The sequence below is a fragment of the Citrobacter sp. CK191 genome, from assembly GCF_030333435.1.
GTDB lineage: Bacteria > Pseudomonadota > Gammaproteobacteria > Enterobacterales > Enterobacteriaceae > Citrobacter_B > Citrobacter_B koseri.
Genome location: NZ_JAOWFX010000033.1, coordinates 18617 through 32900, shown reverse-complemented (window position 1 = coordinate 32900; position 14284 = coordinate 18617). Strand labels below are relative to the sequence as shown.

The window sequence follows — 14284 nt, the reverse complement described above, 5'->3', positions numbered from 1 at the left end:
TGTAAAGAAGTTTAAAGAAAAAGCACCTGGTGTAAGGTGCTTTTCAGACTTCTGTTTATCGATTTTATGATGAAAAAAGACGGCGCGAAGGCCGTCTTCATCTTACTTACCCGGCGGCCTGCGACGAGGCATCTTCGGTACCGGTGCCAGGTAGCGTCTCCGGCAGTTGTGGAGCGAAGCCACGCAGTCCGACCACATGAACGTGTTCGGTATTGTGGAAAACCTTACGCACCAGCTTATAGGTGGTGCCTTTCTCAGGGCTGATGTTTTCCGGCGCTGCGATGATAAGCTGCATTTGCAGACGTTCGCACAGTTCGAACAGCGTCGCGATGGAACGCGCATCCAGACGTGCAGCCTCATCAAGGAACAGCAGGCGGCATGGGGAGATATCTTTTCCGCGCAAGCGGCGGCCTTCGTCTTCCCAGCTTTGTACTACCATCACCAGAATGGACATCCCGGTACCAATCGCTTCACCGGTAGACAGCGCGCCGGACTCCGCACGCAGCCAGCCGTCTGAACCACGGTTGACCTCGACTTCCATCTCCAGATAGTTACGGTAATCCAGCAGCTCCTCGCCAATGGTCTGCGGCGTACGCTGCCCCATATCAATCTGCGGATTCAGGCGCTGATACAGCTTCGCCAGCGCTTCAGAGAAGGTCAGGCGGTTGCTGTTAAACAGATCCTGATGCTGCTCATGCTGTTCGGAAAGAACATCCAGCAAGGTCGCATGCGTTTCCCGCACGTTAACGTTGAGACGCACGCTGTTCACCTGACCGAACGAGACGTTTTGCAGCCCCTGGTTCAGCATACGAATACGGTTTTGTTCGCGCTGAATCGTCTTACGAATAATGTTCGCCACGCTGCGCGAGCTGATCGCCAGCTTCTGTTCGCGGGAGGTTAGCTCTTCCGTCAGGCGACTCAACTCAATTTCCATCTGTTCGATGGCCTCAACCGGGTCATCGGTACGGATGATATCCTGGCGAATACGCTCCCGAAGATGCTGGTAAACCGCCACGAAGAACTGGATCTTACGTTCCGGTCGTTTTGGATCTTCCGACATACGTAATACATCACGCAGGTGTTCGTTATCCGCCACCGCCAGACGCAACGCACCCAACGCCTTATCCGACATGGAGCGAAGTTCATCTGCCGACAGATAAGCCAACTCGCGACGATGCAGACGGCGCTCTACCCCGTTATCTTTCACCATCCGCATCACCGCGCACCACCCGGCTTTCGCGGTGACCACCTGCTCGCGCATTTCATGATAATCGCGTTCCAGCTTGCGCAGTCTGCGGGTCAGGTTATCCATTTCTGCTTCACAGAAGGTCAGCGCTTTTTCCAACTGGTTACGACGTGAGCGGTTATTGCTCAGTTGCGTATGCAGTTCGTCTCGGCGGATACGCGCGCGCTCTTCCGAACCGCTGTCGGCACGCACGCCGATATCCTGTAATTCACGTTGCAGGTCGCCCAGCAGCTCTTTCTTGGTGTCATACGAGCTTTTCAGTGAGGCCAGAACCTGATTGTACTGGCTGAGTTGCGCGGCATGACCGCGTAACGCTTCACGGGCACGGGTACGCTCGGCTTCCGCCTGTTCCAGACGCTGGCGCAGTTTTTCGTTCAGATCGCTGTTGCCGCTCAGCATTTCGGCCGAGTCGGAATAGCTGAAGTGCGCCCGACGCTGTACGACCTCCGTCAGCGCAAAAGCCTGCTGACGCGCATCCCGCTGCGTTTGCTGGGAGTATGCGTAATCTTCTTTCAGTTGCTCAAACTGTTCGGGATCGTTTTGCAGAACCGAGACGATCGGCTCCAGTTTGGCTAACTGATTACCGTGTTGCTGTATAAAACGCGCCGCTTCCTGCGCATCATCCAGACGTTCCTGAATTTCATCTACGCGGTCAGCCAGCGTGTCGTCCGCCAGCAGGTTCAGGCGCGGCAGTAAGCGGTTCAGAGCGGAGACGCCCTCTTTCGCCTGTTCAAACTGAATACGCTGCTGCTGGTTGTCGTTTTCATGCGTAGCCAGCGCGCGTTCCAGTTCAACGCGACGGCCATTCAATTGGCGAATTTCCGCTTCCGGGTCGGCCTCAAACGCGACCGCCAGATGGCTGCCGATAAAACGACTGAACGCCTGATGCAGACGCTGAGTTTTCTGCACGTCGAAGGACAACGTCGCAAAGCGTTCAGACAGCCCTTCGCGCTCAGCATGCAGACTTTCAATACGGTTTTCACGCGCGGCGCGACCAAAGATCGGCACCGTCGGGAAACGGGAATAACGCCACTGACGCTCGGCGGTTTTCACCACCACCGCGTTTTCCAGCTCATCAACGCTGAAGACGCTGTCATCGAACGACTGCGGGTCCCCTTCGATGAAATAGAGATCTTCCGGGCAATCCGTCAGCCCTTCAAGCTGTTCGGCGATCAGCGACAGATCCGGCACCACGATAGCATGACGGGACGGGCCGTACAGCGCGGAGAAGTACGGCGCGTCTTCGAAGCTGACGTCATCATAGATTTCCGACAGCAACACGCCGCCAAAACGCTCCGCCAGCGCGTTCAGACGCGAGTCTTCCGAGCCGCCCGGCTGGCTTAAACGTTCAATCTCTTCGTCAACCGCGTTCTTACGCGCGCCAACTTCGTCGCGCTCTACAATCGCTTCACGCTCGCGCTCCAGCAACTGTTGCAGATACTCGGTTACATCCTGGCTGGAGGTAAACTCTTCACCGCTCTGTTCGCACAGCTGATTCAGACTGTTTTGCGCCGCCAGCCAGATCGGGGCGCGCTGCATTAAGTGCTGAATGCGGGACTGGAGTTGCTCCTGCTCCTGACGCAGCGTCATACGCTGTTCATGGGCGTTAGAAACGCTATCCGACAGGGCGGCGATGCGGGCTTCCAGCTCCTGGTGCAGCGCTTCCAGCTCATCAATGTCGAAATGTTTGCCCTGACGTTTACAGAATTCCGCCAGCAGACGTTCAGCTTCCTGCTGTTCGCGCAAGCGCTGTTCCAGCTCACTCAGACGCATACGCAGCGGCTGAACCTGCTCCGCCAGGTGACGCTGTTCCACGCCTTCGCGCAGCAGGTCACGCGCCACGCTCCAGGCATCATTACGCGCCAGCGGGCCATTAATGGCGGCCACCAGCTGATATGCCTGTTCAAACTGACTGTGCGCGGTTTGCGCCACGCTCATTTTCTGTTCCAGCGAAAGCAGTTTTTCCGTTGCTTCCTGCTCTTTCGCCTGGAACGTTTCCAGCCATTCTGCGGCGCTGTCCGCCGTCAGGTCAGGCAGATGACAAAGCGCTTTGGCGCGGTCGAGCGCCTGGATCGCCTGGTTGTACTGAATCGCGCGCGTCTGCTGCACATCCAGCGCCTGCTGATAGTCCGCCAGTTGGCTTTTCAGTTCATCCACTTCCAGCTCGGCGGCTTCCGCACGGGCTTCGTTCTCTTCCTGCATGTCGGCGGCTTCAGCCACCACTTCATTTTGCTCTTCGAGACGAATTTGCAGCTCATCGAGATCCGCTTCGTAGCGCTCGATCTTCTCCTGCTGGCGCAGCGCGGTCTGCACCAGGTTCAGGTGGTCGCTGGCGGCCTGGTAATCCGCTTCCAGATCCCCTTCCGCACCGTTGTGCTCGCCCAGTTCACGCGCCATGTCGACGTGTTTGTACTGTTCCGCCGCCAGTTGCTTACGCGATGTGTACAGCTCGCGACGAAACTCCAGCGCTTTATCCAGATGAACCCGGCGTTCGTTGGCGTGGCGCATGTAGTCCGCCGCCACGTAGTTAGTGGCTTCGCTAATCAAATGCTTGAACAGGTCACGATCCGACTGGGTTACGCGGATCGCTTCCAGCGTCATACGGTTTTCACGCAGCGCGGCTTCCATATCCTGGAACGCTTTACGCACGCCGCTATTTTCCGGCAGCAGGTAGTCACGCAGGGAACGGGTAATCGCGCTGGAGATCCCGCCGTACAGCGAGGCTTCAATCAGACGATAGAACTTGCTGCGATCGGACGCAGAACGCAGACGGCGGGCAATGATGCCCAGATCGAACATCAGCGAGTGATAATCGGTGATCGAGTTAAACTGCTTAAACTGCACGCCTTCCATCGCATCGAGCTTCTCTTTCAGCTCCGCGAGGGTCAACACGCGCGCCTGGCGCTCGTTCAGCGTTTCCGTCACCAGCTGCGTCGGCTGCACCGACATCGGCAAGCCCTGAATGGCAAACGGTTTGATATCAACTTTGCGATCGCGTCCGGCGACCTGCTGCAAACGTACGCCCACCACAACACGCTGATGGCGAGAATTGAGGACGTCGAGCATGGAATAACAGACGCCCGCTTTCAGCTTACCGTGCAGGCCTTTATCGCGCGATCCGCTGGTGGCCCCGGCCTCCGTGGTGTTACGGAAATGCAGTAAGGTTAAGTCCGGGATCAGCGCCGTGACGAACGCCGCCATCGTGGTGGATTTACCGGCGCCGTTCCCGCCGGACAGCGTGGTGACCAGCTCATCGAGGTCAAAGGTGCGGGCAAAAAAGCCGTTCCAGTTAATCAGCGTTAGTGAGCGAAATTTACCGCGTTCAATCATTATTCTTCCTCTCCACTGTCCGGCTGATTCTCTTCGGTCTCATCGTTGAGTTGCAGGTGATTTTCAACCGGCATGGCTTCCCCATCGCGGATTAAGCGACGCTGCGCTTCACGCGGATCGTCACCGGTACGCACATCCGCGCCAAAGCGGAACACCGATTCCGTGATGCGGAATTTGCTGCTGTCATGGCCCATAAACCACACCATCCCTAAGCGACGCAGACGGTTTAACGACGAGCGCACCTTCTCCTGTAGTTTCTGACGATCCACGTCAGACCCCGTTGAGCGGTTATTGACCAGTTTCAGCAATTTGGCTTCGTCTGTCAGGGCGAGCAGCTCATCGTACAGTTCCTGCTGGGTAAAAATCCCCTCATTCGCCAACCGCTCCGGGCTGAGATAGAGGTAACAGAGGATTTTACCCACCATCATGTCCAGTTCAGACAAGACGGAGCGCGGGATAATCGTCGTGGAACGCGGGCGCAGGTAGAAAAAACCCTCCGGCGCGCGAATCAGTTCGACGTTATAGCGACTGTAAAACTCTTCCAGATACTCCTGGAAATCCATCAGGAAGGCATGATTATCCAGCTCATCCAGACCGATATGTCTGCCGGAGCGTAATGCGCTATCCAGCGCCGGAAATAACGGGTTTGCCAGCGCCTGCGCCAGCTTAACCGGCATCACTTGTTCAATATTTGTCAATGACATGCGCCTGTACCTTGGCTCCGTAATCATTAATCGGCTGCCATTTGGCTGGCAGTCCGGTGAAGTCTGCTTGCGCTACGCCAAGACGTACCGCCTGATCGATAACAATACGCGCCACGTCGAAGTGACGCGCTCGTGGGTATTGCGCCAGATATTCGCGCACTACCAGGCCGAGATCCAGTGGGGCTTGTCTGGATTTATAGATAGCCAGCTGTTCTTCGATGATCGCCGCCAGTTGTTCGCGGATCTCGTTAAATTCTTCATATTCCAGGTCCGGCGGCAGCTCGCCGGTCGCCTCTTCATCGCGCAGCGCCATCTCTTCATCGCGCATATCCAGCAGACGATCGGCGTTGGCATAGGTCAGCGCCCACGGCTCATCAAAATAGCTCTGGATGGACTGGCGCAGTCGCTGGGCAAAGACGCGGTTTTTATCCATATCAATCGCGGTACGGATAAATTTGTGTACGTGTCGGTCATAGCCAATCCACAGGTCGATGGATTGCTGACCCCAGCTAATAATGCGGTCGAGTTTGCTTTGCAGATCGAACACCAGACGATCCACAAAATGCAGGTCGTCATGCGCCATCGTGGCGTCCTGGATGCGTAACAGATTGGCCTGCAATTTATCGCCAGCTGCTTCGAGCGTATCCTGTAACTCACGCAGCGTGCCGGATGTTTCAGAAAGCAGCAGTTCGCAACTCGAAATTGCCGCGCGCCAGTCTTTGTTCAGCAACTGCGCAATGTCGTCTTTTACCTGCTGCTGCTGCTCATCCATGATGCGCTGGGTCAGGTCGATGCTGTCGAAAATTTCCGCGACCGAATATTTCAGCGGCGCATAAACGTTGCGATGCCAGTGAAACTCGTCGCCGCCCTCATCTGCCGCATCCGCCGCCCGCTTCAGTTCACCCGCGACAATGGATAGCTGCATGGAAAGGCGCAACGTGGAAAACTCACGCTGGCGGATGTAGTAATCGGTAATGCCAATCCCGAGCGGCGTCAGGCGATAAATGGCGTTGCCTTCCGCTTGCTCGCTGGTAAAGCGGTTCAGCAGACGTTGACGTACCATATCGTTGATCGCGTTGTTGGCGCGCACGCCGATGGTTTCGCTGGTTTGCTCAAACGCATCACTGACATGGCGGAACGCATCCACCAGTTCGCCTTCACTCATCTCCCCGTCCAGGCGCTCGCCGTTCAGCGTGGCTACCGCCAGCAGGAACGAAAGTCGGTCTACCGGCAGAGAGATGGAAAAGTCATTTTTTCTGGCCCAGGCAACCAGTTCGGGGACTGTCTGGGAAAATTCACTCATAAGTTATCCTTGCATCTGCGGTTTGCGCGCGGTGACATGAATGTAGCGGCCAAGGCTAATATACGGCTCCTGGCGGCAATAACGCGTTTCTAATTCAACTAACATCTCATAGCAGTCACGCTGTTGATGCTTCTCACGCAGATAATCATGAAATACGCGTACACCGGTCTTACCGGTAATCTGCCAGCCAATATCTTCCAGCCACTGATAAACCTGCTCGGGTTTACGTGGATAGTCTGGTGAGAGCGTACGCTTTTTGCGTTTTGGCATCCCCACCTGCACATAGTCAAAGTTCCCTGCCACCATGTTATGCATCAACAGGCCGTTAGCATTGTAGAACATTAACGACAGTGCTCCGCCGGGGCGCAAAACTGACCAAAGCGTCTCTAACACGCCGACCGGTTCCGCCACCCACTCCAGCACAGCATGAAACAATATCAGATCAGCGGAGGTTTCCAAATGCGAAGCGACATCCTGAACGGCGCATTGTATAAAATGCATGTTTCCGCTCACACCTTTTGCTTCTGCCGCCTGCTGCGCACGCGCGATCATCTCGCCGGACAGATCGCACAATGTAACCTGATGCCCACGCTCCGCCATTTTGATGGCCGTTTGCCCCTCTCCGCCGCCAGCATCCAGGATGTGCAGTTTTCGCTCGCCGAATTCCGCCAGCAACCGATCAAGATCCTGCCACAGAATCGCCTGTCGCAACTGCCCTTTAGTGGTTCCGTAGATGTTACGGGAAAACTTTTCAGCAATGTCATCAAAATTGCGGTCCCGCATCGGACTCTCCACAGGCTGGCTCAGGTGTGCTTTTAAAAAGAAGCTATTTTGTCATAGTCGCGGCGATATTTAACCTGTCTGGTGTAATATCCCTGCTGATCCCCTGCTGTATGGTCAAAAAAGGAACCAAAAAGGATGCTTTTTACTCTGAAGAAAGTGACTGGCGGTCTGTTGCTGCCGCTTCCCTTTATACTGCTCATCATGGGCGTGGGGCTGGCGCTGGTATGGTTTAGCCGCTTTCAGAAAACCGGGAAGGCGTTTATCAGCCTGGGATGGCTGGCAATATTTCTGTTAAGCCTGCAACCTGTTGCTGATCGTTTACTCAAACCGATTGAAGACAGTTACCCCACCTGGCAGGGAACGCAAAAAGTAGACTATATCGTGGTGCTGGGCGGCGGCTACACCTGGAACCCCCAGTGGGCGCCCAGTTCAAATCTGATCAATAACAGCCTCCCACGTCTGAACGAAGGCGTACGCCTCTGGCTGGCCAATCCGGGATCGAAACTGATCTTTACGGGCGCGGCGGCAAAAACCAATCGCGTGAGTACGGCAGAAGCGGGCGCAAGAGTGGCACAATCGCTGGGTGTGCCGCGCAGCGACATCATCACGCTGGATCAGCCAAAAGATACCGAAGAAGAGGCGGAAGCGGTGAAACAGGCCATCGGCGATGCCCCTTTCCTGCTGGTCACTTCCGCCTCCCACTTACCGCGCGCCATGATCTTCTTCCAGAATGTTGGGTTACATCCGCTGCCTGCGCCCGCCAATCAACTGGCGATAGATTCACCGTTAAATCCGTGGGAGCGAGCAATTCCCTCCCCGGTATGGTTGATGCATAGCGATCGCGCCGGTTATGAAACGCTGGGGCGCATCTGGCAGTGGCTGAAAGGCGCGTCAGGCGAGCCAGGGCAGCAGTGATTTTGTTGCGAGGTCAAAGTTGGAGCGGCTAAAACGCCCGGTATTGACCAGCTGCGCGACTTCGTCCCATAACACATAAAGCCAGCGCCGCCAGATGAACGATTCCGCCACTGGCGCGTGTTGCAGATAATGCCAGAGCAGCCCTTCCGCCAGCGCATTGTCCATCAGCCGGAACAGTTCATACTCTCGTGGCGCCCACAGCATAACGCCAGGCCCCACCATCGCCAGAAGCTGATCGCTGCGGGCGTCTTTCAGCATACTGCGCAGGCTAAAATTGCCGTGGATGAGCACGCAATTATCATTAAATCCTTCAAACAGTGCAGGCAGACACTCCCGGGTACGAAACAGAATGCGTTTATCCTGCATGGTTAACCCGGTGTTGTTGAACTGGTTTAACGTCGTCCATAGCACTTCAACACGCTGGCGATACCAGGACGGCCAGATATTTTCCTGCGTATGATCCACCGCACCCACGCAACCCCGACTGTCCTGCCGATGCCAGGCTAACAAACCCTCTACAATCTGATCCTTCAACTGCTCCCAGCGCTCAGGCGTGCGGGCGGGCGCCTCCACAGAGACGCCACGCAGACGCTCCAGCAGCAGGACATCAGGCCCGGGGTGTTCCTCATGCGTCATCACGCCATAGACAACCGGCATGCGTACCGTGCCGCTACGCGCCAGCATGGTCGTTTTCCATGCCAGTTGCTGCGCCACGCCAGGGGTCGTAAAACTTCTCGCCATTAGCGGCATCGGTTTTCCCTGACTGTCGTACAGCGACCACAAGGCCGTATCCGCCTTTTCACTCACGCACTCTATACGGCTGAGTTTTTCGCCCAGCAGATGACTCAGTTCGGCTCGCAGCTGTTCCATTTCAGATTGCCTTCATAAACGCCACTGCTTTTATAATGAGCGCCGTATGGACAGATGTCACCCGGATGAGATCAATTGATGAAAAGAAAAATGAAGGGAAAATCGTAACGATACGACACTCCTCCCATTTGTGAGAGGAGTGCGATAGCGGATATCAGCGCATTTCGGCGCGAACGCGCTCAAGATCTTCGGCTGTATCAACGCCCGTTCCCGGGACTTCTTTGGCGACGGCAACATGGATTTTTTCGCCATACCACAGCACACGAAGCTGCTCCAGCATCTCAATATGCTCAAGCGGGCTGGGCTGCCAGTTCACGTAGCGGCGAATAAACCCGGCGCGATAGCCGTAAATTCCCAGATGGCGCAGGAACGTGTCGCCCACGGTCTCAAGGCTTTTCGCAAAACGATCGCGATCCCAGGGGATCGTCGCACGCGAGAAATAAAGCGCATAGCCTTCAGCGTCCAGCACAACTTTCACTGCATTAGGATTAAAGGCTTCTTCAGCACCGTGAATCGGCGCCGCCAGCGTCGCCATACCAACCTGGCGCTGCGCCAGGTTTTCCGCCACCTGACGAATAATCACCGCCGGGATCATCGGCTCATCACCCTGCACGTTCACAATAACGGTATCGTCGCTAAAACCGCATTTTTCAACGACTTCCGCCAGACGCTCAGTCCCGGACTGATGGTCAGCGCGCGTCATGCAAACTTCTCCACCCGCCGCTTCTACCGCGCGAGCGACATCTTCATGGTCCGTCGCGACAATAATGCGTTCAGCGCCAGATTCGCGCGCGCGTTCCAGAACATGCACGATCATCGGTTTGCCGTTGATATCCAGTAAAGGCTTACCGGGCAGACGCGTGGACGAAAAACGAGCGGGAATAATGACCACAAAACTCATGATTTACTCTCATCAGCAGTAATGGAACGCGCTTCCGTTTCCAGCAATACCGGAATGCCATCGCGCAATGGGAAAGCCAGGTTATCCAGTTTGCAAATCAGTTCTTGTTTTTCCTGGTTATACCAGAGTTTGCCGTTGCATACCGGGCAGGCAATGATTTCAAGTAGACGATGATCCATAGTTCCTCCAGATGGACCGGATTGTGAATTCATCAATATTAACATAATCGTTTATGAGACCGCGTCTATTTCCCAGCCATGACGATTTTCTGCAAACAAGCCGGATGGGCAGCTCCCTAGCGTGACGCGACTGGCCTGTTGCCAGCGAGCAAACGCATTAATCGCCTGCAACAACCCTTTTTGCAGCGTCGGGCCCGGTTTAACCCCCTCCTGCAACCAGAGCGAGATGACTTCCAGCACGCCCGTTTTGCGATGCATTTTGGCATCCATACGCCCAACCAACTGCCCCCGATGCAGCAGCGGCAAAACAAAATAGCCGTACTGGCGTTTAGGCGCCGGGGTATAGCACTCCAGGCGGTAGCTAAAATCGAACAACTGCTCTGCCCGTTTCCGGTCCCAGACGACGGGATCAAAAGGGGATAAAACCGCGCTATGCGTAGCGGTGAGCTTATTGTTCAGCGCCTGCTCCAGTAGCGGCAACAGATCGGCGTGTAGCCACATTGTCCCCAGCCTGTCGGCCTGAACGGGAACCAGTTGCCCTTGTTCAACGCGGATATCACGCCACGTTTTCACTTCAGGTCGCCGCAGGCGATAGTAATCCGCCAGCCACTGCTCGCGAAAAATCCCCAGACTGCGCGCGCTATTATCCAGCATGGCGATTTCTGCTTCTGCCTGCGACAGTAAATCGCGTTTATCGTCCCAGTGCGGCATCACGCGTTGCGTCAGGTCATACACGCGCTGAAAGTTGCGTCGTTCTACAACCATGACTTTCCCGGCAGTGAACAATCCTTCAAGATGGCGCTTATGCGGCTTCCATTCCCACCATCCACTGGCGCCTTTGCGTGGATGCGCAAAATCCGCTGAGCGCACAGGGCCGTTATGGTGAATATGCTGGATCAACTGCGCGATCTCATCGGCATGTTCCTGCATCCACGATGCTTTGTACTTCCAGCCCATCTTCTCAGGCGCCAGCATACGGTGACGAATTAGCGTAAAGTCGCTACGCGGTAAGAAACAGGCCTCATGCGCCCAGTATTCCATGAGTTCGCCACGCGACAACGAGTCATCCAGCCACTGTTGCGGGTAGTGACCCAGACGGCTAAACAGCACCAGATAGGGGCTGCGCGCCACAACGTTGATCGTATCGATTTGCAATAAAGACATGCGCGAAATCGTCGCGAGAATATCCGCAGGCAATGCCTGACGGCGGGGCTTTTTCAGCAAACCTTGCGCAGCAAGATGGAGATGACGAACATCCGTAAGAGAGAGATGCGGCAACGACATGTATAACTCCGGGAATCGTTCGCTGCCGCCACATCAATTTGTGCTAGCGAGCCAGCGAGATGAGTTGTTCAAGCAGTGCATCAGGTTGTTCACCCGACAAACGCGCGTCTACAGGTAAATACCACCAGTTGTCCTCGGCAAATCCCCGGCATTTAACGGCATCTTTTTCCGTCATGACCAGCGTTTGCCCGTCGGTTACTAACGCCTTCACATCGTTAAAGGCGAGAGACTGATGATCGGCCAACGGAACGCATTTCTGTAGCGATGCCCCACACGCTTCGAGCGTAGCAAAGAAACGTGGAGGATGGCCAATCCCCGCCATCGCGACAATGTTGCTTAACTCCGCGACATGACGGCGCTCACCGGTGCATAAATTGACCGCCAGCCCTGGCGCCAGCTGCATCGGAATTTCTCCTGGTCTGGCAACGCCGCCGTTGACGATCACCACATCTACCGATTTAAGCCGGCTGGCGCGCTCACGCATCGGCCCTGCGGGCAGCCACCAGCCATTGCCAAACCGACGCACGCCGTCGATGACAACGATTTCAATATCGCGCGCCAGACGATAATGCTGTAGCCCGTCATCCGTCACGATAATTTGTACATCGTGACGCGCGAGAATCGCTTTTACTGCGTCTGAGCGAACCGGCGAGACAGCAACAGGCGCGCCGGTTCGTTGATAGATCAGTACCGGCTCATCGCCCGCTTCCGCAGAGGACGTTTGTGGAGTAAGCAACAGCGGATAAGACGCCGCTTTACCGCCATACCCCCGCGAAACAACCCCTACGCGAATGCCGCGCTGTTGCAGTTGCTCGACCAGCCAGATAACGACCGGTGTTTTTCCGTTGCCCCCCGCCGTAAGGTTCCCGACGACAACGACCGGCACCGGCGCACGCCAGGCGCGTTTAATTCCCAGCCGGTAGCACAGGCGAATCCCCCCACTCACCAGGCCATACAGCCAGGAGAGTGGGAGCAAAAGACGCCACAGGGGCGATTCACCAGACCAGATGCGGGCGATCATTGGCCAAATTGCATTTTATGCAGTTGCGAATACACCCCGCGCTGCTCCAGCAATTCGCGATGGGTTCCACGCTCAACAATAATCCCGTCTTCCACCACGACAATTTCATCAGCTTGTTCAATCGTTGAAAGGCGGTGCGCGATAACCAGCGAAGTACGGTTTTTCTGCAACTCATCCAGCGCGGACTGAATCGCGCGTTCGGATTCGGTGTCCAGCGCAGAGGTGGCTTCATCCAGAATCAGGATTGGGCTGTCACGCAGCAACGCACGGGCAATCGCGATACGCTGACGCTGGCCACCAGAAAGCAGTACGCCGTTCTCGCCGATAACCGTATCCAGACCGTCATCCATCTTGCTGATAAAGTCCATGGCATACGCCATACGCGCCGCTTCTTCAATTTGCTCGCGGCTGTACTCTTCAGTACGCGCATAGGCGATGTTGTTCGCAACCGTATCGTTAAACAGGTGCACATTCTGCGAAACCAGCGCGACCTGATTACGCAATGAAGACAGGGTATATTCACGCAGATCGTGTCCATCCATCAGGATATTCCCTTCATTGATGTCGTAGAAGCGCGTGATCAGACTGGCAATGGTTGATTTACCTGAACCGGAACGCCCGACCAGTGCAACCGTCTTACCCGCCGGAATATGCAGATTGATATTGCGCAGCGCAGGCGTTTCACGCCCCGGATAGGTAAAGGTCACATTGCGGAATTCCAGATCGCCCGTCGAACGTTCAATTACGCGTTTGCCTTCGTCTTTCTCTTGCTCGCTATCCAGAATAGCAAACAGCGTCTGGCATGCCGCCATACCACGCTGGAACTGCGCATTGACGTTGGTCAGCGATTTCAGAGGACGCATCAGGGCAATCATTGATGAGAATACGACGGTAATCGTACCCGCAGTCAGGCTGTCCATTACGCTCGGGAAGCTAGCCGCATAGAGAACAAAGGCCAGCGCCAGAGACGCGATCAGCTGAATGATCGGATCAGAGATGGATGATGCAGACACCATTTTCATCCCTTGCAGACGCATTTTATTGCTGACTTTGTCAAAACGCTTCGTTTCAACTTCCTGACCGCCAAAGATAAGCACTTCTTTGTGGCCTTTCAGCATCTGCTCTGCACTGGTGGTCACCTGCCCCATCGTGTTCTGCATGTTTTTACTGATGCTACGAAAACGCTTCGATACCACGCGAATCGCAATAGACACAACAGGCGCCAAAATGACCAGAATGATCGACAGTTGCCAGCTGTTATAGAACATCATGATAAACAAAGCGATGATCGATGCACCTTCACGCACGACCGTAATCAACGCCCCGGAAGACGATGACGCAACCTGTTCTGAGTCATAGGTAATACGAGAAAGCAGTGTCCCCGTTGATTGTTTATCAAAGAATGCAACAGGCATCCCCATCATATGACCAAACAGACGACGGCGCATGGTCATCACCACTTTGCCCGATACCCATGAAATACAGTAGCTGGAAATATAGCTGGTGATACCACGTAATATCATCAGGCCAATAACCACCAGCGGCATCCAAAGCAGCACCGATCGATCTGTTTTACCAAAACCATCGTCCAGCAATGGTTTGAGGAGCGATAACATAAAAGCATCGCTGGCCGCATTGAGGATCAACGCGACACCCGCCACGATCAGCCCAGTTTTGAAAGGCGCAATGGTAGGCCACAGTCGGCGGAACGTCTGCCACGTAGAGAGATCTTTATCGTTATGCATTCA

The 14284-nt window shown here is 55.2% G+C and carries 11 protein-coding genes; 1 reads left to right on the top strand and 10 read right to left on the bottom strand.

Annotation, left to right across the window (positions count from 1 at the left end; translation table 11 throughout):
* Positions 1-106: 106 nt before the first annotated feature.
* From mukB to cmoM, 4 genes are read right to left on the bottom strand one after another with little or no spacing between them, the layout of a single operon-like run.
* Entirely contained in the window at positions 107-4576 is a 4470-nt protein-coding gene (gene mukB, locus OGV82_RS17425; protein ID WP_047457758.1) for a chromosome partition protein MukB, read from the bottom strand.
* A complete protein-coding gene (gene mukE, locus OGV82_RS17420) occupies positions 4576-5280 on the bottom strand; it encodes a chromosome partition protein MukE (protein ID WP_024130476.1) in 705 nt (234 codons plus the stop codon). Before mukE ends, mukB begins: the two co-directional genes overlap by 1 nt.
* Complete coding sequence (gene mukF, locus OGV82_RS17415) at positions 5261-6583, bottom strand: chromosome partition protein MukF (protein ID WP_101744355.1); 1323 nt, start codon at positions 6581-6583, stop codon at positions 5261-5263. The genes mukE and mukF overlap by 20 nt, the downstream gene beginning before the upstream one ends.
* A gap of 3 nt (positions 6584-6586) precedes the next feature.
* Complete coding sequence (cmoM, locus tag OGV82_RS17410) at positions 6587-7366, bottom strand: tRNA uridine 5-oxyacetic acid(34) methyltransferase CmoM (RefSeq protein ID WP_047457764.1); 780 nt, start codon at positions 7364-7366, stop codon at positions 6587-6589.
* Between the two features lie 135 nt (positions 7367-7501).
* Here cmoM and elyC point away from each other — a divergent pair, with 135 nt between their 5' ends.
* Complete coding sequence (gene elyC / locus OGV82_RS17405) at positions 7502-8281, top strand: envelope biogenesis factor ElyC (RefSeq protein WP_101744353.1); 780 nt, start codon at positions 7502-7504, stop codon at positions 8279-8281.
* Here elyC and OGV82_RS17400 read toward each other — a convergent pair.
* The 6 genes from OGV82_RS17400 to msbA form a co-directional block, all read right to left on the bottom strand.
* Positions 8258-9151, bottom strand: coding sequence for a YcbJ family phosphotransferase (locus OGV82_RS17400; protein ID WP_101744352.1), 894 nt, complete (start codon positions 9149-9151; stop codon positions 8258-8260). The genes elyC and OGV82_RS17400 overlap by 24 nt on opposite strands.
* A gap of 154 nt (positions 9152-9305) precedes the next feature.
* Positions 9306-10052: a 3-deoxy-manno-octulosonate cytidylyltransferase gene (kdsB, locus tag OGV82_RS17395; protein WP_012133008.1), complete on the bottom strand. Its 747-nt coding sequence runs from the start codon at positions 10050-10052 to the stop codon at positions 9306-9308.
* A complete protein-coding gene (gene ycaR / locus OGV82_RS17390) occupies positions 10049-10231 on the bottom strand; it encodes a protein YcaR (protein ID WP_012133009.1) in 183 nt (60 codons plus the stop codon). The genes kdsB and ycaR overlap by 4 nt, the downstream gene beginning before the upstream one ends.
* 51 nt (positions 10232-10282) lie before the next feature.
* The gene (locus tag OGV82_RS17385) at positions 10283-11515 is read right to left on the bottom strand and encodes a winged helix-turn-helix domain-containing protein (RefSeq protein ID WP_101744351.1); all 1233 of its coding nucleotides are present in this window, start codon (positions 11513-11515) and stop codon (positions 10283-10285) included.
* A gap of 43 nt (positions 11516-11558) precedes the next feature.
* The gene (gene lpxK / locus OGV82_RS17380; RefSeq protein WP_101744350.1) at positions 11559-12536 is read right to left on the bottom strand and encodes a tetraacyldisaccharide 4'-kinase; all 978 of its coding nucleotides are present in this window, start codon (positions 12534-12536) and stop codon (positions 11559-11561) included.
* On the bottom strand, positions 12533-14281 hold the full coding sequence (gene msbA / locus OGV82_RS17375; protein WP_012133012.1) for a lipid A ABC transporter ATP-binding protein/permease MsbA: 1749 nt from the start codon (positions 14279-14281) through the stop codon (positions 12533-12535). Before msbA ends, lpxK begins: the two co-directional genes overlap by 4 nt.
* Between the last annotated feature and the right edge of the window lie 3 nt (positions 14282-14284).